This window comes from Pseudomonas sp. NY11955 (genome assembly GCF_048068035.1).
Lineage (GTDB): Bacteria > Pseudomonadota > Gammaproteobacteria > Pseudomonadales > Pseudomonadaceae > Aquipseudomonas.
In genome coordinates this window covers 77,881-103,305 of the sequence record NZ_JBLUPS010000009.1, presented here as the reverse complement: position 1 = coordinate 103,305, position 25,425 = coordinate 77,881, and the positions used below count along the sequence as shown (strand labels likewise).

Sequence of the window (25,425 nt, the reverse complement as noted above, 5' to 3'; positions counted from 1 at the left end):
GACAGTGGAACAACAAGAATAATCACTGTGGCCCAAGGGCCGAGGACAGCAACGATGTCGGATTACATCCAAGAGCAGGGTGCGGCGGCCAGCAGCTCCAGCCGCCGTGAAGAACGCAAGATCATTTTCGCGTCATCCCTCGGGACGGTGTTCGAGTGGTATGACTTTTTTCTCTATGGTGCGCTGGCAGCGGTTATCAGCAAGCAATTCTTCGCTGGCGTGAACGACACCACCGCGTTCATCTTCGCCCTGATGGCCTTCGCTGCCGGCTTCCTGGTGCGGCCCTTCGGTGCGCTGGTGTTCGGCCGCCTGGGTGACATGATCGGGCGCAAGTACACCTTCCTGGTCACCATCGTGCTGATGGGCCTGTCCACGTTCGCCGTGGGCTTGTTGCCCACCTATGCCAGCATCGGCATCGCCGCACCGATCATCCTGGTGATCCTGCGCATGCTGCAAGGGCTGGCGTTGGGTGGCGAGTATGGCGGCGCGGCCACTTACGTGGCCGAGCATGCGCCACCTGGCAAGCGTGGCTTCCACACCGGTTTCATTCAGTCCACCGCCACCTTGGGCCTGTTGTTGTCGCTGCTGGTGGTGTTGGGCAGCCGTTACATCAGTGGCGACCAGTTCGAAACCTGGGGCTGGCGCCTGCCGTTCCTGCTGTCGATCGTGCTGCTGGCAATCTCCACCTGGATCCGCATGAGCATGCACGAATCGCCTGCCTTCGTGAAAATGAAGGCCCAGGGCAAGGTCAGCAAGTCGCCCATCCGTGAGTCGTTCACCTCTTGGCCAAACCTGAAGGTGGTACTCACCGCGCTGTTCAGCATCAACGCCGGGCAAGCTGTGACCTTCTACACCGCGCAGTTCTACGTTCTGTTCTTCATGACCCAGATGCTGAAGATGGACCCGGCCCAGGCCAACACCCTGCTGATTATCAGCGTGGTAATCGGTGCGCCGTTCTTCGTGTTCTTCGGTTGGCTGTCGGACCGTATCGGCCGCAAACCGATCCTGATGCTTGGCCTGCTGTTGGCCACGGTGCTGTATTTCCCGCTGTTCAAGGCGCTGAGCCACTACGCCAACCCGCAGATCGACGCCGCCAGCCGTCAGGCGCCGATCGTGGTCACCGCCGACCCGCAAGGCTGCACCTTCCAGTTCGACCCTGTGGGCAAGGCACGTTTCGACAGCCCGTGCGACAAGGTCAAGACCTTCCTGGTCAAGCAGGGCCTGCCGTACAGCTCGGTGAGCGTGGCCGGTAGCGAGGTGGTGGTGAACATTGGCGATAAGACCATCAACGGTTTTGACGAAACCGCCATGCGCTCTGCAATCGAGCAGGCTGGCTACCCGGCCAAGGCCGAGCCTGCGCAGGTCAACCAGGTGATGGTGGTGGTGCTGATCGTGGCGATGATCCTGATCGCGACCATGACCTATGGCCCGTTGGCGGCGGTGATGGTCGAGCTGTTCCCTACCCGTATCCGCTACACCTCGATGTCGCTGCCCTACCACATTGGCAATGGCTGGTTTGGTGGCTTCCTGCCGACCGTATCGTTCGCGCTGGTGGTGTATACCGGGGATATCTTCTATGGGCTGTGGTACCCGGTGCTGGTGACCGGTATCAGTCTGGTGGTAGGGATCTTCTGCCTGAAAGAAACCAAGGACGTGGATATCGACAAAGTCTGATGCTGTCGACACGCCATAAAAAAACCGGCTGTAAAAGCCGGTTTTTTTATGCCGCGAAAAAACTTATGCACGATTTTCAAGAAAATGTCATACGCAGAAATAAACAGCTAATTCAAACACTTAGCGATTACTTCAAGCATCTGATGGAAAAATTGCTCACAAGTTATCCACAGATGGTCAGGCCATCTGCTCCTGGGGTTTCTCCGCCGCTGGTGGCAGCGAGCCCATGGCCCGCTGGGTTGCCTCGTTCCACGCCGCAGCGCGGTCGTTGAGCTCGGCGATGGCACGTGGCCCGGTGCCATTGGCGTACATCGGCTCGCCAATGACCACCTCGATGGTACCGGCACGCTTGCCCCAACCCGTCTTTGGCCAGAACTTGCCGGCGTTGTGGGCAATCGGCAGCACCGGCAACCCGGCATTCACGGCCAGTGCGGTGCCACCGCGGGAAAACTTGCCGATCGTGCCGAACGGCACGCGCGTGCCTTCCGGGAAGATCAGCACCCAAGTCTTCTGCTTGAGCAGCTCGTCACCTTTGCTCGCTACCTGGCGCAGCGCTTCCTTGGGGTTGTCGCGGTTGATCGCGATCGGCCGCAGCATGGCCATGGCCCAGCCGAAGAACGGCACGTACAGCAGTTCGCGCTTGAGCACCTGGCTAAGTGGCGAGAAGTACTGGGACAGGAAGAAGGTTTCCCATGTGCTCTGGTGGTTGGACAGAATCACGCAGGGCTCATTTGGTACGTTCTCGGCACCCGTGATCTTGTAGTCGATGCCCAGGATGGTACGCACCAGAAACAGCGCGCAGCGGCACCAGTACACGTTGATGAACTTGTAGCGCTTGGGGAACGACAGGAACGGTGCGACGAAGAAGCTCAGCGAGCACCACAGCAGCGAACTGGTGCCCAGCAGCAGGTAAAAAAGAAAGATTCTGATCGCCTGCAGGATCGACATAGTGGCTTGTACCATTGCGGGCATGCCCGCCTGAAAAAATGCGCCCGAAGGCGCACTGTTTAAATTAGTTCTCTGGCGATAGCAGCCAGATCGTCGAAAATCAGTGTAGTTTCTGGGATGCCTTTTTCCAGGGTCCGCTCGCCCTTGCCGGTTTTCACCAACACGGGTTGTGCACCGACGGCCAAGGCGGCCTCCAGGTCACCTTTGCTGTCGCCGACGAACCAGACGCCTTCGAGGCCGACCTGGTAATGCTCGGCGATCGCCCGCAGCATGCCAGGCTTGGGCTTGCGGCAATCGCAGCCTTCGTCTGGCCCGTGCGGGCAATAAACGATGTGGCCCACTTCGCCACCCTGCTCGGCCACCAGCGCGCGCAGGCGCGCGTGCATGGCCTCGAGGGTTGCCAGCGGGTAGTAGCCACGGGCAATGCCGGACTGGTTGGTGGCCACGGCCACCGTCCAGCCGGCCTTGCTCAACTGCGCGATCGCTTCGACCGAACCCGGGATCGGCACCCACTCTTCCAGCGTCTTGATATAGGCGTCGGAGTCGTAGTTGATCACCCCGTCACGGTCGAGAATCAGCAGTTTCAAGGCTTACCCCAGCAGCGAAATGTCGGCCACGCCCAGGAACAGGCCGCGCAGGCGGCTGAGCAGGGCATAACGGTTGGCACGTACCTTGGCGTCTTCGGCGTTCACCATCACCGCCTCGAAGAAGGCGTCGACCGGGTCGCGCAGTGCCGCCAGGCGCGCCAGCGATTCGCTGTACTGGCGTGCAGCAGCCATCGGTTGCACAGCCTGGTCGGCCTGCTGGATGGCCGAGTACAGGGAGAACTCGTTGGCATTGTCGAAGTACTTCGGCTCGACCTGTTCGGCGATGGCACCTTCGGCCTTGCTCAGCAGGTTCGACACGCGCTTGTTCACTGCGGCCAGGGCCTCGGCCTCAGGCAGCTTGCGGAACGCCTGCACGGCTTGTACGCGCTGGTCGAAGTCCAGGGCCGAGCCTGGCTGCAGGGCACGTACCGACAGGTAAGTGGCCACGTCGATGCCTTCGTCTTCGTAACGCGCACGCAGGCGGTCGAAGATGAACTCCAGTACCTGCTCGGCCAGGCCGGCGGCCTTGACCTTGGCGCCGAACTGCTTGACCGCGAACTCGACCGCACCGGTCAGGTCCAGGTCCAGCTGCTTCTCGATCAGGATGCGCAGCACGCCCAGCGCGGCGCGGCGCAGGGCATACGGGTCCTTGCTGCCGGTAGGCAGCATGCCGATGCCGAAGATGCCGACCAGGGTATCGAGCTTGTCGGCGATGGCCACGGCAGCACCGGTGAGGGTCTGCGGCAGCTCGGCGCCAGCACCGCGCGGCATGTACTGCTCGTTCAGGGCCAGGGCAACGTCTTCCGGCTCACCGTCGTTGAGCGCGTAGTAGTAACCGGCAACACCCTGCATTTCAGGGAATTCGCCGACCATTTCGGTAGCCAGGTCGCACTTCGACAGCAGGCCCGCACGGCCGGCGCGCTGGGCGTCGCCACCGATCAGCGGGGCGATGAACGCGGCCAGCTTGGACACGCGCTCGGCCTTGTCGTACACGGTGCCCAGCTGAGCCTGGAACACCACGTTCTTCAGGCGTTCGTTGAAGGTTTCCAGCGGTTGCTTCTTGTCTTGCTTGAAGAAGAACTCGGCGTCGGTCAGGCGTGGGCGCACGACCTTTTCGTTACCTTGCACGATCTGCTTGGGGTCGCGGCTTTCGACGTTGGCCACGGTGATGAAGCGCGGCAGCAACTTGCCTTCGCTGTCCAGCAGGCAGAAGTACTTCTGGTTGTCCTGCATGGTGGTGATCAGGGCTTCCTGCGGCACTTCGAGGAAACGCTCCTCGAACGAGCACACCAGCGGCACCGGCCACTCGACCAGGGCGGTCACCTCGTCCAGCAGCGCCGGCGGCACGATGGCCGTGCCTTCCTGCTGCATGGCAAGCTCGGCGGTACGCTTGCCGATCAGCTCGCGGCGCTCGGCGAAGTCGGCCAGCACGTAGGCTTTGCGCAGGTCTTCGACGTAGTTGGCCGGGGTGGTGATAACCACGTTTTCCGGGTGGTGGAAGCGGTGACCACGGGATTCGCGGCCGGCCTTCTGCGACAGGATGGTGCAGTCGACCACCTGGTCGCCCAGCAGCATCACCAACCATTGGGTCGGGCGCACGAATTCTTCACGGCTGGCCGCCCAGCGCATGCGCTTGGGGATCGGCAGATCGTTGAGCGAATCCTCGACGATGGTCGGCAGCAGGCTGGCGGTGGCCTTGCCCGGAATGTGCTGGGAGAAGCGCAGCTTGGCGCCGCTCTGGTCGATTTCGGCCAGCTCTACGCCGCACTTCTTGGCAAAGCCCAAGGCTGCCTGGGTTGGCTCGCCGTCTTTGAACGCAGCCTGCATGGGCGGGCCGTCGATGTTGATGCTGCGGTCAGGCTGCTGCACATCGAGCTGGCGAATCAGCACGGCCAGGCGACGCGGCGCGGCATACACCTGTTTGCCGGTGTAGTTCAGGCCAGCGGCCTGCAGGCCCTTCTCGATGCCGGCCAGGAAGGCGTCGCCGAGGCTGGCGAGGGCCTTGGGTGGCAGCTCTTCGGTGCCCAGTTCTACCAGGAAATCTTGAGCACTCATTGTGCAGCCTCCAGCTTAGCCAACACTTCGTCACGCAGTTCAGGGGTGGCCATCGGGAAGCCCAGGCGTGCGCGGGCTTGCAGATAGCTTTGCGCCACGTCCCGGGCCAGGGTACGCACGCGCAGGATGTAACGCTGGCGCTCGGTTACCGAGATGGCGCGGCGGGCGTCCAGCAGGTTGAAGGTGTGCGAGGCCTTCAGGACCATTTCATAGGTCGGCAGCGGCAGCTCCAGCTTGATCAAGCGGTTGGCTTCGCTTTCGTAGAAGTCGAACAGTTCGAACAGCTTCTCGACGTTGGCGTGTTCGAAGTTGTAGGTCGACTGCTCCACCTCGTTCTGGTGGAACACGTCGCCGTAGGTGACCTTGCCGAACGAGCCGTCGGCCCACACCAGGTCGTACACCGAGTCGACGCCCTGGATGTACATGGCCAGGCGCTCCAGGCCGTAGGTGATTTCACCGGTGACCGGGTAGCACTCGATGCCGCCTACCTGCTGGAAGTAGGTGAACTGGGTGACTTCCATGCCGTTGAGCCAGATTTCCCAGCCCAGACCCCAGGCGCCGAGGGTCGGCGATTCCCAGTTGTCTTCGACGAAACGGATGTCGTGCACCAGCGGGTCCAGGCCGATGGCTTTCAGCGAGCCGAGGTACAGCTCCTGGAAGTTGGCCGGGTTGGGCTTGAGCACTACCTGGAACTGGTAGTAGTGCTGCAGGCGGTTTGGGTTTTCGCCATACCGCCCGTCGGCAGGGCGACGGCTAGGCTGCACGTAGGCGGCGTTCCAGGTCTCTGGGCCGACGGCGCGCAGGAACGTGGCGGTATGGAAAGTGCCGGCGCCTACTTCCATATCGTAGGGCTGAAGCACCACACAACCTTGAGCTGCCCAGTAGTTCTGCAGGGCGAGGATCAGGTCTTGGAAGGTACGCACGGCTGGCGTAGGCTGGCTCACGAAATTCACCTGTATCTGGGGATGCGGATGTAAAGAGCGGGAGTATAACCTGATTCGCCTCGCCCTCTACTCATTGGAGCCTTATGCCACGCTGCTTTTGGTGTACCGACGATCCGTTGTACCAGGCCTACCATGACCAGGAATGGGGAGCGCCCCAGCGTGACCCGGCGTTGCTCTTCGAGATGCTTTTGCTCGAAGGGTTCCAGGCCGGGCTTTCATGGATCACCGTTTTGCGTAAACGCGAGCGTTACCGTGAGGTGATGTACGGCTTCGACCCGGTAAAACTGGCCGCCATGAGCGACGAACGTATCGAAGAACTGATGCAGGATGCCGGCATCATTCGCAATCGCCTCAAGCTCAAGGCTGCGCGGCGCAACGCGCAAGCCTGGCTGGCTGTGGATAACCCTGCACAATGGCTATGGTCGTTCGTGGGTGGCGAGCCGAAGATCAACCACTTCGAAGGGCGCGGCGACGTGCCGGCTGTCACCGACGAAGCCAAGGCCATGAGCAAGGCCCTGCAGAAGGCCGGTTTCACCTTCGTCGGCCCGACCATCTGCTACGCCTTCATGCAGGCCACCGGCATGGTCATGGACCACACCACCGATTGCGATCGCTACGCCGCCTTGTTGCGCTGAGGGGTTACAATGCGCGCCTTGCTGAAATAAGGAATTCGCCTGTGGAAAAGTTCAAGGGCGCCCTGATGGTCGGGGTGCTGCGCCTGTTTGCCAAGCTGCCCTGGGGCGCTGTACAGCGCGTTGGCGCCGGTATCGGCTGGCTGATGTGGAAGATCCCCAACAGTTCGCGCAACGTGGTGCGGATCAACCTGGCCAAGTGCTTCCCCGAAATGGACCCGGTCGCCCGTGAGCGACTGGTCGGCCAGGCCCTGCGGGATATCGGAAAGTCCTTTGTCGAAAGCGCCTGTGCCTGGATCTGGCCACCTCAGCGTTCGCTGGAACTGGTCAAGGAAGTACACGGCCTGGAAGTGCTGGAGCAGGCGCTGGCCTCGGGCAAAGGCGTGGTCGGTATCACCAGCCACCTGGGTAACTGGGAAGTGCTGAACCACTTTTACTGCAACCAGTGCAAACCGATCATCTTCTATCGTCCACCGAAGCTGAAGGCAGTGGATGATCTGTTGCGCGAGCAGCGGGTGCAGATGGGCAACCGCGTGGCGCCTTCGACCAAGGAAGGCATCCTCAGCGTGATCAAGGAAGTGCGCCGTGGTGGCCAGGTGGGCATTCCTGCCGACCCGGAGCCGGCGGAATCGGCGGGCGTGTTCGTGCCGTTTCTTGGCACCCAGGCGCTGACCAGCAAGTTCGTACCGAACATGCTGGCCGGTGGCAAGGCGGTGGGGGTGTTCCTGCATGCGCTGCGGCTGCCGGACGGTTCGGGTTTCAAGGTGTTTCTGGAGGCAGCGCCAGAGGAGATGTACAGCACCGACGTGAACGTGTCGGCGGCGGCGATGAGCAAGGTGGTCGAACGCTATGTGCGCGAGTACCCGAGCCAGTACATGTGGAGCATGAAGCGCTTCAAGAAACGCCCGGCTGGCGAGCCGCGCTGGTACTGATATTTTGGGGGCGCTTCGCGCCCCCATTCGCGGGACAAGCCCGCTCCCACAGGTACAGCATGATCTTAGGGCTGCAATTTACTTGTGGGAGCGGGCTCGCCCCGCGAATGGGCTGCAAAGCAGCCCCGGCGATCTCAGGCTTTGTTCAATTTCTTGAGAAAAACGGTCATCTCTTTCTCGGCCTGCTTGTCGCCATGGGCCTGCGCCGCCACGATCCCGTCTTCCCAAGCCTTGCGCGCCGCCGCCAGGTCACCCTGTAACTGATACGCCTTGCCCAGCAGCTTCCAGGCCGCCGAATACTTTGGGTCCTGCTCCACACACCGCGCCAGGTGCAGCGCCGCTTCAGCGCCGTTACCTTCGTCCAGCCAGGCCTTGCCCAGCCCAAACCGCAGCAATGGGTTATCCACACCCTTGGCCAGCATCTTCTCCAGCGATTCGCGCATGCCCTCTTCTCCTAGAAGAAACTCAAGCCGACGTGGAACAGCTTCTCCACATCCCGAATGTGCTTTTTATCCACAACGAACAGGATCACATGGTCTCCCGATTCGATCATGGTGTCGTCGTGAGCGATCATCACTTCTTCGTCTCGGATGATCGCGCCGATGGTGGTGCCCGGCGGCAGGGCGATGTCCTCGATGGCCTTGCCGACCACCTTGCTCGACTTCGAATCCCCGTGCGCCACGGCCTCGATGGCCTCTGCCGCGCCGCGGCGCAGCGAGTGCACGCTGACGATGTCGCCACGGCGCACGTGCGCCAGCAAGGTGCCGATGGTGGCCAGCTGCGGGCTGATGGCGATGTCGATATCGCCGCCCTGCACCAGGTCGACATAGGCCGGGTTGTTGATGATGGTCATCACCTTGCCCGCGCCCAGGCGCTTGGCCAGCAGCGACGACATGATGTTGGCTTCGTCGTCGTTGGTCAGGGCCAGGAAAATATCGGCGTCGGCGATGTTCTCTTCCAGCATCAGGTCCTTGTCCGAGGCACTGCCCTGCAGCACCACCGTGCTTTCCAGGGTATCGGAGAGGTGCCGGCAACGCGCCGGGCTCATCTCGATGATTTTCACCTGATAGCGGCTTTCGATGGCTTCTGCCAGGCGCTCGCCGATCTGCCCGCCGCCGGCGATGACAATGCGCTTGTTGGTTTCGTCGATACGGCGCAATTCGCCCATTACGGCGCGAATGTCCTTCTTCGCGGCGATGAAGAACACTTCGTCGTCTGCCTCGATCACCGTGTCGCCCCGTGGGGTGATCGGTCGGTCGCGGCGGAAAATAGCCGCCACGCGGGTGTCGACGTTGGGCATGTGCGCACGGATCTGGCGCAGTTGCTGGCCGACCAGCGGGCCGCCGTAGTAGGCCTTCACCGCAACCAACTGGGCCTTGCCTTCGGCGAAGTCGATCACCTGCAGCGAGCCTGGGTGTTCGATCAGGCGCTTGATGTAGTTGGTCACCACCTGCTCGGGGCTGATCAGTACGTCGACCGGGATATGGTCGTTGTCGAACAGCTCTTCGCGGGTCAGGTAGGACGATTCGCGCACTCGGGCGATCTTGGTCGGGGTGTGGAACAGCGAATAGGCCACCTGGCAGGCGACCATGTTGGTCTCGTCGCTGTTGGTCACCGCCACCAGCATGTCGGCGTCGTCGGCACCGGCCTGGCGCAGCACCGTCGGCAGCGAGCCGCGGCCCTGCACGGTGCGGATGTCCAGGCGGTCGCCGAGGTCGCGCAGGCGGTCGCCGTCGGTGTCGACCACGGTAATGTCGTTGGCTTCGCTGGCCAGGTGCTCCGCCAGCGTACCGCCTACCTGCCCTGCGCCAAGGATGATGATCTTCATCCGTTACTCCCTACCCTTTGTGCTTATCCGCGCGAGGCGGCGATCTTGATCAGCTTGGCATAGTAGAAGCCGTCGTGGCCGCCTTCTTGGGCCAGCAGCTGGCGGCCATGGGGCTGGCGCAGGCCGGCCTCGGTGGCCAGGTCCAGCTCACGGGCGCCTGGGGTGCGGGCGAGGAAGGCGTCGATCACTTCGGTGTTCTCGGTCGGCAGGCTGGAGCAGGTGGCGTACAGCAGCATGCCGCCCACCTCCAGGGTCGGCCACAGGGCATCCAGCAGCTCGCCTTGCAGCGTGGCCAGGGCCGGAATGTCGTCGGCCTGACGGGTCAGCTTGATGTCCGGGTGGCGGCGGATCACGCCAGTGGCCGAGCATGGGGCGTCGAGCAGAATGCGCTGGAATGGCTTGCCGTCCCACCAGCTGCCGGTGTCGCGGGCATCGCAGGCGATCAGCTCGGCGTCGAGCTTGAGGCGGTCGAGGTTCTCGCGCACGCGGGTCAGGCGCTTGGCTTCGAGGTCAATCGCCACGACGTGGGCCAGGCCTGCTTCGGCTTCCAGCAGGTGGCAGGTTTTGCCGCCTGGTGCGCAGCAAGCGTCGAGCACGCGTTGGCCGGGGGCCAGTTCCAGCAGGTCGGCAGACAGCTGCGCCGCTTCGTCCTGCACGCTTACCCAGCCTTCGGCGAAGCCTGGTAGGCCACGCACGTCGCAGGCCTCGGCCAGCACGATGCCGTCACGGCTGTACTGGCAGGCGCTGGCGCTGACACCCGCTTCGGCCAGCAGTGCCAAGTAGGCATCGCGGCTGTGGTAACGGCGGTTGACCCGCAGAATCATCGGCGGGTGGGCGTTGTTGGCGGCGCAGATGGCTTCCCATTGCTCGGGCCAGAAGGCTTTCAGCGCCTTCTGCAGCCAGCGCGGGTGAGCGGTGCGCACCACCGGGTCGCGTTCCATGCCGGCCAGCAGTTCCTCGCCTTCGCGCTGGGCGCGGCGCAGCACGGCATTGAGCAGGCCCTTGGCCCACGGTTTTTTCAGCTTGTCGGCACAGCCGACGGTTTCGCCGATGGCGGCGTGGGCCGGAATGCGGGTGTAGAACAGCTGGTACAGGCCGACCAGCAGCAGCGCCTGCACATCGGCGTCGGCGGCCTTGAAGGGCTTTTGCAGCAGTTGCGCGGCCAGCAGGTCGAGGCGCGGCTGCCAACGTGCGGTGCCGAATGCCAGGTCCTGGGTCAGGCCACGGTCGCGTTCGTCGACCTTGTCCAGTTGTGCTGGCAGCGAGCTGTTCAGCGAGGCCTTGCCGCTGAGCACAGCAGCAAGGGCACGGGCGGCAGCGAGGCGTGGGTTCATTGGCCCAGCACCTTGCCGGCAGCGAACTTCTCGCGGCGGCTGTTGAACAGGTCGCTGAAGTTCAACGCTTTGCCACCTGGCAACTGCAGGCGAGTCAGGCTCAGGGCCTGGTCACCGCACGCAACGACCAGGCCGTCCTTGCTGGCGGAAAGGATCTCACCTGGGGCGCCCCGGCCTGTGGACAGGTTGGCGGCCAGCACCTTGACGCTTTCGCCATCCAGGGTGCTGTGGCACACCGGCCACGGGTTGAAGGCACGGATCAGGCGCTCCAGCTCGACGGCCGGGCGGCTCCAGTCGATGCGCGCCTCGTCTTTGTTCAGCTTGTGCGCGTAGGTGGCTAGGGCATCGTCCTGGACTTCGCCGTGCAGCGAACCGTCGGCCAGGCCGGCGATGGCCTGAACGACCGCGGGTGGGCCCATTTCGGCCAGGCGATCGTGCAGGGTGCCGCCGGTGTCGTCGGCGTTGATCGGGGTGACGACCTTGAGCAGCATCGGGCCGGTGTCCAGGCCGGCTTCCATGCGCATCACGGTGACGCCGCTCTCGGCGTCGCCGGCTTCCACGGCGCGCTGGATCGGCGCCGCACCGCGCCAGCGTGGCAGCAGGGAGGCGTGGCTGTTGATGCAGCCCAGGCGTGGGATATCCAGCACCGCTTGCGGCAGGATCAGGCCGTAGGCGACCACCACCATCAGGTCCGGCTTCAGCGCGGCCAGTTCGGCCTGGGCATCGGCGTTGCGCAGGGTCTGCGGCTGGAACACCGGGATGTCATGGGCCACGGCCAGTGCCTTGACCGCACTTGGCATCAGCTTCTGGCCACGGCCGGCAGGGCGGTCAGGCTGGGTGTAGACGGCCACGATCTCGTACGGGCTGTCGAGCAGGGCCTTGAGGTGTTCGGCGGCAAACTCTGGAGTGCCTGCAAAGACGATGCGCATGGAGTTCTCGCTTCAAAAAAGAAAAAGGCTTGCCGGAGCAAGCCTTCAGGGAAGTGGGGATCAGGCTTGCTGGCGGTGCTGCTTTTCCAGCTTCTTCTTGATCCGGTCGCGCTTGAGCTGCGACAGGTAGTCGACGAACAACTTGCCGTTGAGGTGATCGAATTCGTGCTGCACACACACCGCCAGCAGGCCTTCGCATTCCAGCTCGTAGGGCTTGCCGTCGCGGTCCTGGGCCTTGACCCGGACACGCAGTGGGCGGTCGACGTTCTCGTAGAAGCCCGGAACCGACAGGCAACCTTCCTGATACTGGCCCATGTCGTGGGTCAGTTCTTCGACCGTGGGGTTGATGAAGACGCGAGGCTCGCTGCGGTCTTCGCTGAGGTCCATGACCACAACCTGTTTGTGCACGTTTACCTGGGTGGCGGCCAGGCCGATGCCAGGGGCTTCGTACATGGTTTCAAACATGTCGTCGATCAGCTGACGCAGGGCGTCGTCGAACTCCGTCACCGGTTTGGCGATGGTGCGCAGGCGCGGGTCCGGGAATTCGAGAATGTTCAAGATGGCCATAAGGTCAGGCAGTCACTGTGCGTTCGGTTGAAAACTGAGCACACATAATAAAGGGAAACGGGGATTTCGGCACCTGGCAAGCTCGTCTAGGGTGTCTATGGGCTTGATAGCCCGCAATCAATGGACAGCTTTTCAAAGTGTTACTCACAGAGTTATCCACAGGTTGTGCCACGTAAATGGCCCTGTTTCGATCAAGGATGATCCCAATGCCCAATCACCATTCGTCGCCCTGCCCGCCCGCCGAGCTGGAGGCGCGATTACGCCTGCATCGCCTCCCCGATACCGGCCTGCGACGCTTTCGCACCTTGCTCGACGCCTTCGGCAGTGCTTCTTCTGCGCTTAGTGCACCGGGTTCAGCCTGGCGAGCGTTGGGCATCCCCCAAGCTACCATCGATGCCCGGCGCAGTGCCGAGGTACGCGATGGCGCACTGGCTGCAATGGCTTGGATAGAGCGCCCCGGCCAGCATTTATTGATGTGGGACAGCCCTGGCTACCCTGCTCTGCTGGCAGAAATCGATGATGCCCCGCCGCTGCTTTTCGTTGCTGGCGAACCTGCTTTGCTCGACCGCCCTCAGCTGGCCATCGTGGGCAGCAGACGTGCCACACCTCCGGCGCTCGATACTGCCCGGGCATTTTCCCGCTATCTCACCCAGGTTGGTTTCACCATCACCAGCGGGCTGGCGGTAGGTATCGACGGTGCCGCTCATCGGGCCGCGTTGCAGGCTGGTGGGTGCACGATTGCCGTGCTCGGTACGGGGTTGCAAAAACTTTATCCACAGCGCCATGGTGAGCTTGCGCAGGCGATGCTCGACAACGGCAGCGCGCTGGTTTCGGAGTATCCATTGGATGCCGGGCCACTGCCCGGCAACTTCCCACGGCGCAATCGCATCATCAGCGGCCTGTCGCTGGGTGTGCTGGTGGTCGAGGCCAGCCTGGCCAGCGGCTCGCTGATTACGGCGCGCCTGGCGGCCGAGCAAGGCCGCGAGGTGTACGCCATTCCGGGTTCCATTCACCACCCGGGGGCCAAGGGTTGCCATCAGCTTATCCGTGATGGGGCGCTGTTGGTGGAGAGTGTGGAACAGATCCTGGAAAGCCTGCAGGGTTGGCAGAACCTGCCGCCTGCGGTTGTGGATGGATTCGACCATCCCCTGCTTGCCCTGCTGCATGCCGCACCTCAAACCAGCGAAAGCCTTGCGCACTGCAGTGAACTGCCATTGGCCGAAGTACTGGCGCAGTTGACCGAGTTGGAACTGGAAGGCCGGGTCAGCAATGAAGCCGGGCGTTGGTTTGCCCGCGCGGGCTAAGTACACTTGCTTACAAGCAAGGTTTATTGGCGGAGAGACAGCAATGGTGAGCAGTTTTCGTGTGCAACAAGCCGCACGTGAGATCCGGGCGGGCGCAGTGATCGCCTACCCGACGGAAGCGGTCTGGGGCCTGGGCTGCGACCCGTGGAACGAAGACGCGGTGTATCGCCTGCTGGCGCTGAAATCGCGGCCTGTGGATAAAGGGCTGATCTTGATCGCCGACAACATCCGCCAGTTCGACTTCTTGTTCGAAGATTTCCCCGAAGACTGGATCGACCGCATGGGCAGCACCTGGCCGGGGCCTAACACCTGGCTGGTGCCGCACCAGGACCTGTTGCCTGAATGGGTGACCGGGCAGCATGACACTGTGGCGTTGCGGGTCAGCGACCATCCAGTGGTGCGTGAGCTGTGCGCGTTGGTGGGGCCGCTGATTTCTACCTCGTGCAACCCTGGCGGGCGCCCGGCGGCCAAGACCCGGTTGCGGGTGGAGCAGTATTTCCATGGGCAGTTGGACATGGTGCTGGGTGGGGCACTGGGTGGGCGGAAGAACCCGAGTGTGATTCGTAACCTGGCAACTGGCGAGGTTGTGCGCCCGGGTTGATAGGTGCTCGCCTTGATGCTTTCTTCGCCTGTGAAATCGAGCGCCGCCCGCGCGGCGCATCGCGAGCTGCGCTCGCTCCTACGTTTGTTTCGGGCCAATTATTCCTGCGCCATTTGCGCGCGAACCCCTTGGCGCATGACGCGATATCGTGTCGTACAAACAAGGCGGTCGCGCGCGCCTGTCACAGGCGATACTGGCCCGAAACAAACGTAGGAGCGAGCGCAGCTCGCGATGCGCCGCGCGGGCGGCGCTCGATCTCACTGGTGCTGCAAATCTGAAGGCACACACCTGGTCGCCCCAATGCGGTTCCCTGACATGCTCAAGGCACTAGAACAGTCGACCCCACAGTCCTGCGCGCCGACAGCTCCGTCTGCGCCTTGGCCGCCTCACTCAACGGATACCGCTGCTGGATATCCACAACCAGCTTGCCACTGCCAATCATCGCAAACAGGTCATCGGCCATGGCCTGGGTGTTCTCGGCATTGTTGGCATAGCTCGCCAAGGTCGGCCGGGTCACATAAAGCGAACCCTTCTGCGCCAGTATCCCCAGGTTCACCCCGCTCACCGCGCCCGAGGCATTGCCGAAGCTCACCATCAACCCACGTGGCTGCAGGCAGTCCAGCGAGGTCAGCCAGGTATCGGCGCCCACGCCGTCATACACCACCGGGCATTTCTTGCCGTCGGTCAGCTCCAGCACCCGCTTGGCCACGTCTTCATGGCTGTAGTCGATGGTGGCCCAAGCCCCCAATGCTTTGGCGCGCTCGGCCTTTTCGGCAGAACTGACGGTACCGATCAGCTTGGCGCCCAGCGCCTTGGCCCACTGGCAGGCCAACGAACCCACGCCACCCGCAGCGGCGTGGAACAGGATCACATCACCCGCCTTCACCGCGTAGGTCTGCTTCAGTAGGTACTGCACCGTCAAACCCTTGAGCATCACCGCCGCCGCCTGCTCGAAGCTGATGTTGTCGGGCAGCTTGACCAGGTTGGCCTCCGGCAGCGTATGCACCTCGCTGTACGCACCCAGCGGGCCGCCGGCATGGGCCACGCGGTCGCCCACCTTCAGGCGGGTAACGCCTTCGCCCACGGCCTCGACCACGCCGGCCGCCTCGGTTCCCAGGCCCGAAGGCAGGGACGGCGGCGCATAAAGCCCGCTGCGGAAATACGTGTCGATGAAGTTCAGGCCGATGGCATGGTTACGCACACGCACCTGCTGCGGCCCCGGCGGCGCGGGTTCGAATTCCAAAAACTGCAGCACTTCCGGGCCGCCATGCTGGCTGAACTGGATACGCTTGGCCATCTCGCACTCCTGTAGTCGGGATCGGGAAAGGCCTTCTATCGGACGCCTTTGCTTGATCGCCGTCAACTGCGGCGCGCGCGCTGGCGGTGGTATGCTACGCGGCGAATTCTTCCCTGCCCGTTCCTGGTGACCCGATGACTAGCCGCACCGAGGCCGTGAAAGCCTACCTGCTCGATCTGCAAGACCGCATCTGCTCCGCCCTCGAAACAGAAGACGGCGGCGCCCGCTTCGTCGAGGACGCCTGGGTGCGCGATGCCGGTGGCGGGGGCCGCACGCGGGTGATCGGTGACGGTAAAGTGATCGAGAAAGGCGGGGTCAACTTCTCCCATGTATTTGGTGCCGGGCTGCCGCCTTCGGCCAGTGCACACCGCCCTGAACTGGCGGGCCGTGGCTTCGAGGCCCTGGGCGTATCGCTGGTGATCCACCCGCACAACCCGCATGTGCCCACGTCCCATGCCAATGTGCGCTTCTTCATCGCCGAAAAGGAAGGCGAAGAGGCCGTGTGGTGGTTCGGCGGCGGCTTCGACCTCACCCCCTACTACGGCGTTGAGGAAGACTGCATTCACTGGCACCGCGTGGCCGAGCAGGCTTGCGCGCCGTTCGGCGCCGACGTGTACCCACGCTATAAAGCCTGGTGCGATCGCTACTTCCACCTCAAGCACCGTGGCGAGCCACGTGGCATCGGCGGCCTGTTCTTCGATGACCTGAACGAGTGGGACTTCGACACCTGCTTCGCCTTCATCCGCGCCATTGGCGATGCCTACGTCAACGCCTACCTGCCGATCGTCCAGCGCCGCAAAAACACGCCCTACACCCCGCAGCAGCGCGAGTTCCAGGAATACCGTCGCGGCCGCTACGTGGAGTTCAACCTGGTCTACGACCGTGGCACCCTGTTCGGCCTGCAGTCCGGTGGCCGCACCGAGTCCATCCTCATGTCGCTACCGCCGCAGGTGCGTTGGGGCTACGACTGGAAGGCCGCGCCTGGCAGCGAAGAAGCGCGCCTGACCGAGTACTTCCTGCAGGACCGTGACTGGCTCGGTCAGTAACCCTGTGGATAAACAAGGAGCCGTCATGGACCAGTACGTCGTTTTTGGTAACCCCATCGGCCACAGCAAGTCGCCGCTGATTCATCGCCTATTCGCCGAGCAGACCGGCCAGGACCTGGAATACGCCACCTTGCTGGCGCCGCTGGACGAGTTCAGCGACTGTGCACGTGGCTTCTTCAAGCAAGGCAGCGGCGGCAACGTCACCGTGCCGTTCAAGGAAGAGGCCTACCGCCTGTGCGACAGCCTGACCCCGCGTGCCCAGCGCGCTGGCGCGGTGAACACGCTGAGCAAGCTGGCTGACGGTACTCTGCAGGGCGACAACACCGATGGCGCTGGCCTGGTGCGCGACCTGACCGTGAATGCCGGCGTCGAGCTGGCCGGCAAGCGCATTCTCATCCTCGGTGCCGGTGGTGCTGTACGTGGCGTGTTGGAGCCAATTTTGGCGCACAAACCGCAGTCGCTGGTGATTGCCAACCGTACCGTGGAAAAGGCCGAGCAGCTGGCGCGTGAGTTCGATGAACTGGGGCCGGTGGTGGCCAGCGGGTTTGCCTGGTTGCAGGAACCGGTGGATGTGATCATCAACGCCACCTCGGCGAGCCTGGCCGGGGAGTTGCCGCCGATTGCCGATAGCTTGGTCGAGCCGGGGCGTACGGTTTGCTACGACATGATGTACGGCAAGGAGCCGACGCCATTTTGCCAGTGGGCTAGCAAGCTGGGCGCGGCCAAGGTGCTGGATGGGCTGGGGATGCTGGCTGAGCAGGCGGCTGAAGCCTTCTTTATCTGGCGTGGGGTTCGGCCGGATACTGGACCGGTGCTGGCGGAGCTGCGTCGGCAACTGGCCCGGGGTTGATATTGCCGGGGCCGCTTTGCGGCCCATTCGCGGCACAAGGCCGCTCCTACAGGTTCAGCGCTGGTTTCAAGGTTTGTGTGATTCCTGGAATGCCCGAGAAGGGCCGCACCGCGGCCCCAATCAATCATCAAAACGTATCGGGCACAATTCCACCCCTTCCAGCTTCTGCAATTCCTCGATCACCTGCGGCCTGGCCCGGTGCAGGGTCAAACTCCCCCCCAATCGCATCAACCGCCGCGCCTCGCGGTGCAACATGTCCACACCCGAGTAATCGATGAAATTCACCTGCCGGGCATCGATCACCACATGTGGCCCTTGGCAGCGCTGCAAGCGCACTTGCAGGTAATGCGCGGCACCAAAGAAGATCGACCCGCCCACCCGCAGCACATCCGCGTCGCCTTCACGGCTTTGCTGTACCCGTGGCCGTGAAGTGCGCTTCAAGTAGAAGAACAGTGAAGCCAACACCCCGGCATAGATTGCCGTTTGCAGCTCCAGCAACAGCGTCGCGGCCGCCGTCAGCGCCATGACCAGGAACTCCGAGCGGCTGACCCGGAACAGCGCGCGAATGCCCCGGTGGTCCACCAACCCCCAGCAGATCAGCAGGATGCTGCCGGCCATCGCCGGTATCGGCAGGTGTGCGATCAGGCCGGCACCGGTAACGGCGAACAACGCCACCCACAGCGCCGAAAACACCCCGGCCATGGGCGAGCGGGCACCTGCCTCATAGCTCAGGCCCGAGCGGGTGAAGGAGCCGGCGGACAGGTAGCCGGAGAAAAATGCGCCGGCGATGTTGGACAGGCCCTGTGCGCGTATTTCCTGATCAGGTTCGATCAGTTGTTCTGAACGTGCCGACAACGAGCGGGCAATCGACAGGCTGGTGACCAGCCCCAGCATGCCCACCGCCACGGCGCTGGGCAGCAGGCGCAGGATGAGTTCCAGGTCCAGCAATGGCAGCGGACTGAACGGCGGGAGTTGCCCGGTGAACGCCGCCACGCGCGGCACATGGCCAAACAGGCCCGGCAGCAGCCAGGCCAGCAGGCTGACCAGCATCAGGCTTATCAACAGGCTTGGCCAGCGTGGGCGCCAGAGCTTGAAAGCCACGCCGATCACTACGGTGGCCAAGCCCAGCATCAAGGAAGGCAGATCGACCTCGCCTGCATGGCCGGCCAGGTCCTGCACGGTCTTCAGCGCCGTGGCCTGGCTGGGCAGGTCCATGCCCAGCAGGTTGGGCAATTGGCCCAGGGCAATGACGATGGCAGCACCCAGGGTGAAGCCGAGCACCACGGAATGGGAGACGAAGTTGACCAGCGCACCAAAGCGCAAAAGCCCGAGCAGCAGTTGGAAGATGCCGCCGAGGAAGGTCAGCAGCAGCACCAGGGTGATGTAATCGGCGCTGCCGGCCACGGCCAGCGGGCTGATGCTGGCGTAGAGCACGATGGAAATGGCTGCGGTCGGGCCGCAGATCAAGTGCCAGGACGAGCCCCACAGGCAGGCGATCAGCACGGGCACGATGGCGGCGTACAGCCCGTATTCGGCGGGCAGCCCGGCGATCAGGGCGTAGGCGATGGACTGCGGCAGGGCAAGGATGGCACCGCTCAGGCCGACCAGCAGGTCCTGGCGCAGGCTGCGGCCCGATTGGCGGGGCAGCCAAGTGAGGAAGGGCAGCAGGTGAGTAAGGCGATGCATGGGTTTTCCACATTCCTTAAGGTTTCGCCAAACCCTGTGGGAGCGGGCATGTCGAGGCGTCGAACCGCCGCGAACACCGGCATAGCCGGTGCCATTCACCGCGGTGGCTTCTTCGCGGGCTTGCCCGCTCCCACAGGGGAGGAGTGTTGCTTGCGAGATTACAGTTTGGCTCTGACGGCCTCCAGGGCATTGCCGTCTGCTTTGGTGGTAACCCCTGCCAACCACCCTTCCAGCAACTCGGGATGCGCCTTCACCCAGCCCTTGGCTGCTTCATCGAAGCTGATCTTCTTGTCCACAACCTCGGCCATGATGCTGTTTTCCATGTTCAGTGTGAACGTGAGGTTACCCAGCAGCTTCGCCGCATTCGGGCAGGCTTGTGGATAACCCTTGCGGGTCAACGTGTACACCTCGCCCTTGCTGCCGAACCACTTCTCCCCGCCGCTAAGGTAATGCATGTTCAGCTTCACGTTCATCGGGTGCGGGGTCCAGCCAAGGAAGGTGATGAACTGCTGCTTCTTCACCGCCCGGTCGACCTGGGCCAACATCGCCTGCTCGCTGGACTCCACCAGCTTCCACTGGCCAAGGTTGAATTCGTTGTTGTCGATGATTGCCTTCAGCGACAGGTTGGCCGGTGCGCCGGAGCCGATCCCGTACAGTTTCTTGTCGAACTTGTCGGCGTGCTTCTGCAGGTCGGCAAAGTCCTTTACCCCGGCATTCCACACATAGTCGGGCACCGCCAGGGTGAACTCGGTTCCCTCCAGGTTGCGCGACAGCTGCTGCACATCGCCGTTGGCGATGAACTTGTCATGAAAGCCTTGTTGCGCCGGCATCCAGTTGCCGAGGAAGGCATCGACACGACCATCCTTCAAGCCGCCGTAGATGATCGGCACCGCCAGGCTGTCGATTTTCACCTGGTAGCCCAGGCTTTCCAGCAACAGACGGGCCACGGCATTGGTCGAGGCGATATCGCTCCAGCCGGGGTCGGCCATTTTCACGGTACTGCATTGCGCGTCGCTGTCGGCGGCTTGAGCCGTGGTGGCGCCCAGGGCCAGGGCGAACACGGCGACGGAGAACTTGTGCATGGCGGCCTCTCTTCTCAATCCAGGGGTGCGGGCTGTGGATAACGTGCCTTGCGCTCGAGGTCGTCGAGATCGATGTGGTTGCGCATGTACTGTTGGCTGGCGTCCACCAGCGGTTGATGGTCCCAGCTTTTCAGTGTGCCGATGGCCAGCGCCTCGGCCACCAGGCGGCGGCGCCGCTGGCTGGCCAATACCTGCTGGCGCAGGCTGGGGATATCCCAACGCTGTCGTGCTTCATCGACAAATGCCTGCAGCAGCGCCTGGTGGTCCGGGCTGCCGGTGAGGTTCTCCCGCTCGTGCGGGTCGCGGCTCAGGTCATAGAGTAGGCAGGGGTCTTCTTCGCTGTACACGAATTTGTACGGCCCGCGGCGTATCATCATCAGCGGGCCGACAGTGCCTTCGGCCATGTATTCGCCGATCACTTCATCGTGGCCACCCTGCCCTTGCAGGTGACCGAGCAGCGAGCGGCCATCCAGGTGCAGGTTTTTATCCACAGCCCCGCCGGCCAGCTCGACCAGGGTTGGCAGCAGGTCGCAGGTCGATACCGAGGCGCTGACCCGGCCCGCCGCAAAGCGCTTGGGTGCATGGATGAGCAGCGGTACCCGCGCCGACATCTCGAACCAGTGCATCTTGTACCAGAGGCCCCGCTCGCCAAGCATGTCGCCGTGGTCGCCGGAAAACACGATCAGGGTGTCGTCGGCCAGGTTGCATTCCTCCAGGGTTTGCAGCAGTTGGCCAATGTTGTCGTCGATGTAGCTGCAGGCGCCGAAGTAGGCGCGGCGGGCATCGCGGATCTTGTCCACAGGCAGCGGTTTGTTCCACAGGTCGTAGACCTTCAGCAGCCGCTGCGAGTGCGGGTCGAGCTGTGCCTGGCTGAGTTCGGCGCGGGGCATGGGGATATCCACATCCGCGTAACGGTCCCAGTAGCGTTTGGGGATGGTGTATGGGTCGTGTGGGTGGGTCATCGAAACGGTCAGGCAGAACGGCCGGCCATCGTTTTCGCGCACATGGTCGTACAGGTACTGGCGCGCCTTGAACACCACTTCCTCGTCGAAATCCAGCTGATTGGTGCGCACGCACGGGCCGGCCTGCAGCACCGAGGACATGTTGTGGTACCAGCTGGGGCGTACATCCGGTTCGTCCCAGTTCACCGCCCAGCCGTAATCGGCTGGGTAGATGTCGCTGGTCAGGCGTTCTTCGTAGCCGTGCAACTGGTCCGGGCCGCAGAAGTGCATCTTGCCCGACAGTGCGGTGCGGTAGCCCAGCCGGCGCAGGTAATGGGCGTAGGTCGGCACATCGGCGGGGAAATCGGCGGCGTTGTCATAGGCGCCGATGCGGCTGGGTAACTGGCCGCTGACCAGGGTGAAGCGCGATGGCGCGCACAGCGGGCTGTTGCAGTAGGCAGAGTCGAATACCACTGCTTGCTCGGCCAGGCGGCCGAGGTGCGGCATCTGGATGGGCGAGGGGCCGTAGATTGGCAGCAAGGGCGCGGCCATCTGGTCGGCCATGATGAACAGGATATTCGGGCGCGTCATGGTGGCTTCCATCGTTGAGGGTTATGCGAACTGATTGCCTACCAAGATGCGACTGTGGATAACATGGGTAAAGCCCATGGCGGGCAATGACTGGGATTAGCCACGCTTATGTTTGAGCACCTTGCCGAGCTGTCGCTGGATACCTTGCGCGTGTTCGAGGCCGCAGCTCGCTTGCGGGGCTTCACCGCTGCGGCGCTGGAGTTGGGTACCACGCAGCCGGCCGTGAGCCAGCAGGTGAAACGCCTGGAGGCACAGCTGGGCACGCGCCTTTTCGACCGTATCTATCGAGGTATCGAGCTGACTGAGGCCGGCCAGGTGTTGTTCGAACAGGTGCACCAGGGCCTGCAGGCGATGGATGACGGCATTGCCCAAGCCAGCGGACGCGGCCAGCGCGAGGTGCTGCAGGTGGCTACCGATTTTGCGTTTGCCGCGTTCTGGCTGATGCCCCGGTTGCAGCGTTTTCACGAAGCTTATCCACAGGTGGATGTGAGCCTGGTAACGGGTGAGCGCAGCCAAGGCATGTTGCGTCCGGATATCGATGTGGCAGTGCTGTTCGGTGATGGGCGCTTTCACCAAGGCGAAAGCCGCTGGCTGTTCGATGAGGAAGTTTTCCCGGTGTGCAGCCCCCGGCTGACCCATGGCAAACCCTTGTCAGCCGTGGCTTTGCAACGATTGCCCCTGCTCCATTTGAAGGGCGAGCAGGCCAGCCGTTGGTTTGACTGGGCGGGGGTGTTTCGTGGTTTTGGCGTGGCCAGCCCACCACCTGCGGGGCAGTTGCGCTTCGATAACTACACCTTGCTGATTCAGGCGGCGATTGCTGGCCAGGGTGTCGCTATCGGGTGGCGGCACCTGGTGGATGGCCTGGTGGAGCAAGGCTTGCTATGTCGGCCATTAGAGGGGAGCCTGACCTCGAGTCGGGGCTATTATCTGGTTTTGCCACCGCGCAAGCGGCGCGGGGCGTTGATCGAGCGGTTCGTCAGCTGGCTGGAGCAGGAGCGAAGCGGCTGATGGCGGTGTAATCGGGAGTTATCGTGCAAAGAATCAAGGGTTATCACGCACACGTCTATTACGATGCGACAACGATGGAGCAGGCACGTGAGTTGTGCGAGGAAGCGGCGCGGCTGTTTCCCGTGACCATGGGGCGCATGCATCAAAAGCCTGTGGGACCGCACCCGGACTGGAGCTGCCAGTTGGTGTTCGAGCCGGAATTTGTCGGGGTGGTGTTGCCGTGGTTGGCGCTGTACCGCAAAGGGTTGGTGGTGTTCATGCACCCGCTGACTGGGGATGAATTGGCGGACCACCGGGACCATGCGATCTGGATGGGGGCTGTGCGGCCCTTGGACCTGTCGATTTTTGCTGGGTAGATTTGTACTGCCAGTGCCGCCCTCGTTCGCGGCACAAGGCCGCTCCTACAAGGAGATCGCAATACCTTGTAGGAGCGGCCTTGTGCCGCGAACGAGGGCGAAGCCCTCGCAATCAATGGCGAGCCGAGCGCACCCCTTCAGCCAGTGCCGAGCACAGGCTCAATACATCGCTCACCGCCTGATCGGCACTGCTGGCCTGGGCGATTTTGTCGACCAGTGCCGAGCCCACCACTACACCGTCCGCCAGGCGGGCAATGTTCGCAGCCTGTTCCGGCGTGCGAATGCCGAAACCGACACTGATCGGCAAATCGGTATGCCGACGCAGGCGGGCAATGGCTTCGGTCACGTGCTCGGTGGTCGCCGAGCCGGCACCGGTCACACCAGCCACCGACACGTAGTAGACGAAGCCGGAGCTGCGCTCCAGGACGCGCGGCAGGCGCGCGTCGTCGGTGGTCGGGGTGGTCAGGCGGATGAAGTCGATGCCTGCGGCCTGGGCCGGGGTCGCCAGTTCGGCGTCATGCTCTGGCGGCAGATCGACGATGATCAGGCCATCGACGCCGGCTTGCTTGGCTTCAATAACGAACTTTTCCACGCCAAAGCGATGGATCGGGTTGTAGTAACCCATCAGCACGATCGGCGTAGTCTGGTTATCCACACGGAATTCGCGAACCATCTGCAGGGTCTTGGCCAAGGTCTGGCCCGCCTCCAGTGCGCGCAGGGTGGCCAACTGGATGGCCACGCCATCGGCCATCGGGTCGGTGAACGGCATGCCCAGTTCGATCACGTCGGCGCCAGCGGCCGGCAGGCCCTTGAGGATCTGCAGCGAGGCGTCGTAGCCCGGGTCGCCAGCGGTGACGAAGGTGACCAGTGCCGAACGGCCTTCGGCCTTCAGTTCGGCGAAGCGTTGTTCAAGACGGCTCATGCCTGTTTCTCCTGGGCGGCCATGTGGTTCATGACGGTTTGCATGTCTTTGTCACCGCGGCCCGACAGGCACACGACCATCAAGTGGTCCTTGGGCAGCTTCGGTGCGCGCTTGATCGCCTCGGCCAAGGCGTGGGAGCTCTCCAGGGCCGGGATGATGCCTTCCAGACGGCAAGTGGCGTGGAACGCATCCAGCGCTTCGTCGTCGGTGATGCTGACGTACTCGACGCGCTTCACTTCATGCAGGTAGGCGTGTTCCGGGCCGATGCCTGGGTAGTCCAGGCCGGCGGAAATCGAATGGGCGTCGGTGATCTGGCCGTCTTCGTCCTGCAGCAGGTAGGTGCGGTTGCCGTGCAGCACGCCCGGTACGCCGCCGTTCAGGCTGGCGGCGTGCTTGTCGGTGTGTACGCCGTGGCCGCCGGCTTCGACGCCGATGATCTGCACGCTTGGCTCTTCGAGGAACTCATGGAACAGGCCCATGGCGTTGGAGCCTCCGCCGACGCAGGCAACCAAGCTGTCTGGCAGGCGGCCTTCCTTCTCTTGCAACTGGGCGCGGGTTTCTTTGCCGATGATCGACTGGAAGTCACGGACCATCGCCGGGTACGGGTGTGGGCCAGCCACGGTGCCGATCAGGTAGAAGGTGTCTTCGACGTTGGTCACCCAGTCACGCAGGGCTTCGTTCATGGCGTCTTTCAGGGTGCCGGTGCCGGCGGTAACCGGCACGATTTCGGCGCCCAGCAGCTTCATGCGGAACACGTTGGCCTGTTGGCGCTCGATGTCGGTAGCGCCCATGTAGATCACGCAAGGCAGGCCGAAGCGGGCAGCGACGGTGGCGGTGGCCACGCCGTGCATGCCAGCGCCGGTTTCGGCGATCAGGCGCTTCTTGCCCATGCGCTTGGCCAGCAACACCTGGCCGATGCAGTTGTTCACCTTGTGCGCGCCGGTGTGGTTGAGCTCTTCACGCTTGAAGAAGATCTTCGCACCGCCGCAATGCTCGGTCAGGCGTTCGGCAAAATACAGTGGGTTGGGGCGGCCGATGTAGTCGCGCTGGAAGTAGGCGAGTTCTTCGAGGAACTTGGGGTCTGCCTTGGCCGCTTCGTATTCGCGGGCCAGGTCCAGCACCAGTGGCATCAGGGTTTCGGCCACATAGCGGCCGCCGAACGAGCCGAACAGGCCGTTGGCGTCGGGGCCGGGGCGGTATTGGGACTGGGTCATGGGGCGCTCCAGGGCGTAATGAATGAGTGATGGGCTTTACTCTAACCACGGCAAGCCCGGCTGAAAACCGATAAGATTGCGCAAACTTGTCAGAAAA

General features: G+C 63.1%; 24 protein-coding genes. 9 read left to right on the top strand and 15 right to left on the bottom strand.

The genetic code is table 11. The features are described from left to right. The first annotated feature begins 54 nt into the window (after positions 1-54). Positions 55-1,674: an MFS transporter gene (locus ACNFBR_RS17915; RefSeq protein WP_416736147.1), complete on the top strand. Its 1,620-nt coding sequence runs from the start codon at positions 55-57 to the stop codon at positions 1,672-1,674. A gap of 177 nt (positions 1,675-1,851) precedes the next feature. On the opposite strand, the gene ACNFBR_RS17910 is transcribed toward ACNFBR_RS17915, so the two are convergent. The 4 genes from ACNFBR_RS17910 to glyQ are packed head-to-tail and all read right to left on the bottom strand — an operon-like array spanning position 1,852 to position 6,208. Continuing rightward, entirely contained in the window at positions 1,852-2,637 is a 786-nt protein-coding gene (locus tag ACNFBR_RS17910; protein ID WP_416736146.1) for a lysophospholipid acyltransferase family protein, read from the bottom strand. Between the two features lie 44 nt (positions 2,638-2,681). Further along, complete coding sequence (gene gmhB / locus ACNFBR_RS17905; RefSeq protein WP_416736145.1) at positions 2,682-3,209, bottom strand: D-glycero-beta-D-manno-heptose 1,7-bisphosphate 7-phosphatase; 528 nt, start codon at positions 3,207-3,209, stop codon at positions 2,682-2,684. A 3-nt stretch (positions 3,210-3,212) separates the two neighbouring features. Then, positions 3,213-5,264, bottom strand: coding sequence for a glycine--tRNA ligase subunit beta (glyS, locus tag ACNFBR_RS17900; protein WP_416736144.1), 2,052 nt, complete (start codon positions 5,262-5,264; stop codon positions 3,213-3,215). After that, complete coding sequence (glyQ, locus tag ACNFBR_RS17895; protein ID WP_416736143.1) at positions 5,261-6,208, bottom strand: glycine--tRNA ligase subunit alpha; 948 nt, start codon at positions 6,206-6,208, stop codon at positions 5,261-5,263. The genes glyS and glyQ overlap by 4 nt, the downstream gene beginning before the upstream one ends. 83 nt (positions 6,209-6,291) lie before the next feature. Between glyQ and ACNFBR_RS17890 the strand changes: the two genes are divergently transcribed. Both ACNFBR_RS17890 and ACNFBR_RS17885 read left to right on the top strand, forming a co-directional pair. Further along, on the top strand, positions 6,292-6,843 hold the full coding sequence (locus ACNFBR_RS17890) for a DNA-3-methyladenine glycosylase I (RefSeq protein WP_416736142.1): 552 nt from the start codon (positions 6,292-6,294) through the stop codon (positions 6,841-6,843). 41 nt (positions 6,844-6,884) lie between these two features. After that, entirely contained in the window at positions 6,885-7,772 is an 888-nt protein-coding gene (locus ACNFBR_RS17885; protein ID WP_416736141.1) for a lysophospholipid acyltransferase, read from the top strand. 134 nt (positions 7,773-7,906) lie between these two features. Here the strand turns inward: ACNFBR_RS17885 and ACNFBR_RS17880 are convergent, their stop codons facing one another. Genes ACNFBR_RS17880 through def form a run of 5 tightly spaced genes read right to left on the bottom strand, consistent with a single transcriptional unit; the run spans position 7,907 to position 12,430 of the window. Then, the gene (locus tag ACNFBR_RS17880) at positions 7,907-8,215 is read right to left on the bottom strand and encodes a tetratricopeptide repeat protein (RefSeq protein ID WP_416736140.1); all 309 of its coding nucleotides are present in this window, start codon (positions 8,213-8,215) and stop codon (positions 7,907-7,909) included. A gap of 11 nt (positions 8,216-8,226) precedes the next feature. Then, positions 8,227-9,600 carry a Trk system potassium transporter TrkA gene (gene trkA, locus ACNFBR_RS17875; RefSeq protein WP_012269873.1) on the bottom strand — a complete coding sequence of 458 codons (1,374 nt, stop codon included), beginning with the start codon at positions 9,598-9,600 and terminating at the stop codon, positions 8,227-8,229. A gap of 23 nt (positions 9,601-9,623) precedes the next feature. Continuing rightward, positions 9,624-10,934 (bottom strand): 16S rRNA (cytosine(967)-C(5))-methyltransferase RsmB, encoded by a 1,311-nt coding sequence (gene rsmB / locus ACNFBR_RS17870; RefSeq protein ID WP_416736139.1) that lies wholly within the window; start codon positions 10,932-10,934, stop codon positions 9,624-9,626. Continuing rightward, on the bottom strand, positions 10,931-11,863 hold the full coding sequence (gene fmt / locus ACNFBR_RS17865) for a methionyl-tRNA formyltransferase (RefSeq protein WP_416736138.1): 933 nt from the start codon (positions 11,861-11,863) through the stop codon (positions 10,931-10,933). The genes rsmB and fmt overlap by 4 nt, the downstream gene beginning before the upstream one ends. A 60-nt stretch (positions 11,864-11,923) precedes the next feature. Then, a complete protein-coding gene (gene def / locus ACNFBR_RS17860; RefSeq protein ID WP_051097836.1) occupies positions 11,924-12,430 on the bottom strand; it encodes a peptide deformylase in 507 nt (168 codons plus the stop codon). 206 nt (positions 12,431-12,636) lie between these two features. Between def and dprA the strand changes: the two genes are divergently transcribed. Both dprA and ACNFBR_RS17850 read left to right on the top strand, forming a co-directional pair. After that, the gene (gene dprA / locus ACNFBR_RS17855; RefSeq protein ID WP_416736137.1) at positions 12,637-13,734 is read left to right on the top strand and encodes a DNA-processing protein DprA; all 1,098 of its coding nucleotides are present in this window, start codon (positions 12,637-12,639) and stop codon (positions 13,732-13,734) included. Positions 13,735-13,777: 43 nt separating this feature from the next. Then, positions 13,778-14,335 (top strand): L-threonylcarbamoyladenylate synthase, encoded by a 558-nt coding sequence (locus ACNFBR_RS17850; RefSeq protein ID WP_060493243.1) that lies wholly within the window; start codon positions 13,778-13,780, stop codon positions 14,333-14,335. A 319-nt stretch (positions 14,336-14,654) separates the two neighbouring features. Here the strand turns inward: ACNFBR_RS17850 and ACNFBR_RS17845 are convergent, their stop codons facing one another. Beyond that, positions 14,655-15,632 carry an NADPH:quinone reductase gene (locus ACNFBR_RS17845; protein WP_416736136.1) on the bottom strand — a complete coding sequence of 326 codons (978 nt, stop codon included), beginning with the start codon at positions 15,630-15,632 and terminating at the stop codon, positions 14,655-14,657. A gap of 134 nt (positions 15,633-15,766) precedes the next feature. Between ACNFBR_RS17845 and hemF the strand changes: the two genes are divergently transcribed. Both hemF and aroE read left to right on the top strand, forming a co-directional pair. Then, positions 15,767-16,678: an oxygen-dependent coproporphyrinogen oxidase gene (gene hemF, locus ACNFBR_RS17840; protein WP_416736135.1), complete on the top strand. Its 912-nt coding sequence runs from the start codon at positions 15,767-15,769 to the stop codon at positions 16,676-16,678. 25 nt (positions 16,679-16,703) lie between these two features. Further along, entirely contained in the window at positions 16,704-17,528 is an 825-nt protein-coding gene (gene aroE / locus ACNFBR_RS17835; protein WP_416736134.1) for a shikimate dehydrogenase, read from the top strand. A 120-nt stretch (positions 17,529-17,648) separates the two neighbouring features. On the opposite strand, the gene ACNFBR_RS17830 is transcribed toward aroE, so the two are convergent. From ACNFBR_RS17830 to betC, 3 genes are all read right to left on the bottom strand, one after another. Then, positions 17,649-19,214, bottom strand: coding sequence for a SulP family inorganic anion transporter (locus ACNFBR_RS17830; protein WP_416736133.1), 1,566 nt, complete (start codon positions 19,212-19,214; stop codon positions 17,649-17,651). 158 nt (positions 19,215-19,372) lie between these two features. After that, positions 19,373-20,296: a choline ABC transporter substrate-binding protein gene (gene choX / locus ACNFBR_RS17825; protein ID WP_416736132.1), complete on the bottom strand. Its 924-nt coding sequence runs from the start codon at positions 20,294-20,296 to the stop codon at positions 19,373-19,375. A gap of 14 nt (positions 20,297-20,310) precedes the next feature. Further along, on the bottom strand, positions 20,311-21,828 hold the full coding sequence (gene betC, locus ACNFBR_RS17820) for a choline-sulfatase (RefSeq protein ID WP_416736131.1): 1,518 nt from the start codon (positions 21,826-21,828) through the stop codon (positions 20,311-20,313). 108 nt (positions 21,829-21,936) lie between these two features. Between betC and ACNFBR_RS17815 the strand changes: the two genes are divergently transcribed. Beyond that, complete coding sequence (locus tag ACNFBR_RS17815) at positions 21,937-22,836, top strand: choline sulfate utilization transcriptional regulator (protein WP_416736130.1); 900 nt, start codon at positions 21,937-21,939, stop codon at positions 22,834-22,836. Between the two features lie 23 nt (positions 22,837-22,859). Continuing rightward, entirely contained in the window at positions 22,860-23,192 is a 333-nt protein-coding gene (locus ACNFBR_RS17810) for a DOPA 4,5-dioxygenase family protein (protein WP_416736129.1), read from the top strand. Positions 23,193-23,304: 112 nt separating this feature from the next. Here ACNFBR_RS17810 and trpA read toward each other — a convergent pair whose 3' ends face one another. Together trpA and trpB are read right to left on the bottom strand one after the other, a co-directional pair. Further along, complete coding sequence (gene trpA, locus ACNFBR_RS17805; RefSeq protein WP_416736128.1) at positions 23,305-24,114, bottom strand: tryptophan synthase subunit alpha; 810 nt, start codon at positions 24,112-24,114, stop codon at positions 23,305-23,307. Beyond that, positions 24,111-25,328, bottom strand: coding sequence for a tryptophan synthase subunit beta (gene trpB / locus ACNFBR_RS17800; protein ID WP_015268451.1), 1,218 nt, complete (start codon positions 25,326-25,328; stop codon positions 24,111-24,113). The genes trpA and trpB overlap by 4 nt, the downstream gene beginning before the upstream one ends. Between the last annotated feature and the right edge of the window lie 97 nt (positions 25,329-25,425).

What these genes read in the sequence shown, in the direction of transcription:
- ACNFBR_RS17915 (WP_416736147.1), top strand. Translation starts at nt 55, where the DNA reads ATGTCGGATTACATCCAAGAGCAGGGTGCGGCGGCCAGCAGCTCCAGC.
- ACNFBR_RS17910 (WP_416736146.1), bottom strand. Translation starts at nt 2,637, where the DNA reads ATGGTACAAGCCACTATGTCGATCCTGCAGGCGATCAGAATCTTTCTT.
- glyS (WP_416736144.1), bottom strand. Translation starts at nt 5,264, where the DNA reads ATGAGTGCTCAAGATTTCCTGGTAGAACTGGGCACCGAAGAGCTGCCA.
- ACNFBR_RS17890 (WP_416736142.1), top strand. Translation starts at nt 6,292, where the DNA reads ATGCCACGCTGCTTTTGGTGTACCGACGATCCGTTGTACCAGGCCTAC.
- ACNFBR_RS17880 (WP_416736140.1), bottom strand. Translation starts at nt 8,215, where the DNA reads ATGCGCGAATCGCTGGAGAAGATGCTGGCCAAGGGTGTGGATAACCCA.
- trkA (WP_012269873.1), bottom strand. Translation starts at nt 9,600, where the DNA reads ATGAAGATCATCATCCTTGGCGCAGGGCAGGTAGGCGGTACGCTGGCG.
- rsmB (WP_416736139.1), bottom strand. Translation starts at nt 10,934, where the DNA reads ATGAACCCACGCCTCGCTGCCGCCCGTGCCCTTGCTGCTGTGCTCAGC.
- fmt (WP_416736138.1), bottom strand. Translation starts at nt 11,863, where the DNA reads ATGCGCATCGTCTTTGCAGGCACTCCAGAGTTTGCCGCCGAACACCTC.
- def (WP_051097836.1), bottom strand. Translation starts at nt 12,430, where the DNA reads ATGGCCATCTTGAACATTCTCGAATTCCCGGACCCGCGCCTGCGCACC.
- dprA (WP_416736137.1), top strand. Translation starts at nt 12,637, where the DNA reads ATGCCCAATCACCATTCGTCGCCCTGCCCGCCCGCCGAGCTGGAGGCG.
- ACNFBR_RS17850 (WP_060493243.1), top strand. Translation starts at nt 13,778, where the DNA reads ATGGTGAGCAGTTTTCGTGTGCAACAAGCCGCACGTGAGATCCGGGCG.
- ACNFBR_RS17845 (WP_416736136.1), bottom strand. Translation starts at nt 15,632, where the DNA reads ATGGCCAAGCGTATCCAGTTCAGCCAGCATGGCGGCCCGGAAGTGCTG.
- hemF (WP_416736135.1), top strand. Translation starts at nt 15,767, where the DNA reads ATGACTAGCCGCACCGAGGCCGTGAAAGCCTACCTGCTCGATCTGCAA.
- aroE (WP_416736134.1), top strand. Translation starts at nt 16,704, where the DNA reads ATGGACCAGTACGTCGTTTTTGGTAACCCCATCGGCCACAGCAAGTCG.
- ACNFBR_RS17830 (WP_416736133.1), bottom strand. Translation starts at nt 19,214, where the DNA reads ATGCATCGCCTTACTCACCTGCTGCCCTTCCTCACTTGGCTGCCCCGC.
- choX (WP_416736132.1), bottom strand. Translation starts at nt 20,296, where the DNA reads ATGCACAAGTTCTCCGTCGCCGTGTTCGCCCTGGCCCTGGGCGCCACC.
- betC (WP_416736131.1), bottom strand. Translation starts at nt 21,828, where the DNA reads ATGACGCGCCCGAATATCCTGTTCATCATGGCCGACCAGATGGCCGCG.
- ACNFBR_RS17815 (WP_416736130.1), top strand. Translation starts at nt 21,937, where the DNA reads ATGTTTGAGCACCTTGCCGAGCTGTCGCTGGATACCTTGCGCGTGTTC.
- trpA (WP_416736128.1), bottom strand. Translation starts at nt 24,114, where the DNA reads ATGAGCCGTCTTGAACAACGCTTCGCCGAACTGAAGGCCGAAGGCCGT.
- trpB (WP_015268451.1), bottom strand. Translation starts at nt 25,328, where the DNA reads ATGACCCAGTCCCAATACCGCCCCGGCCCCGACGCCAACGGCCTGTTC.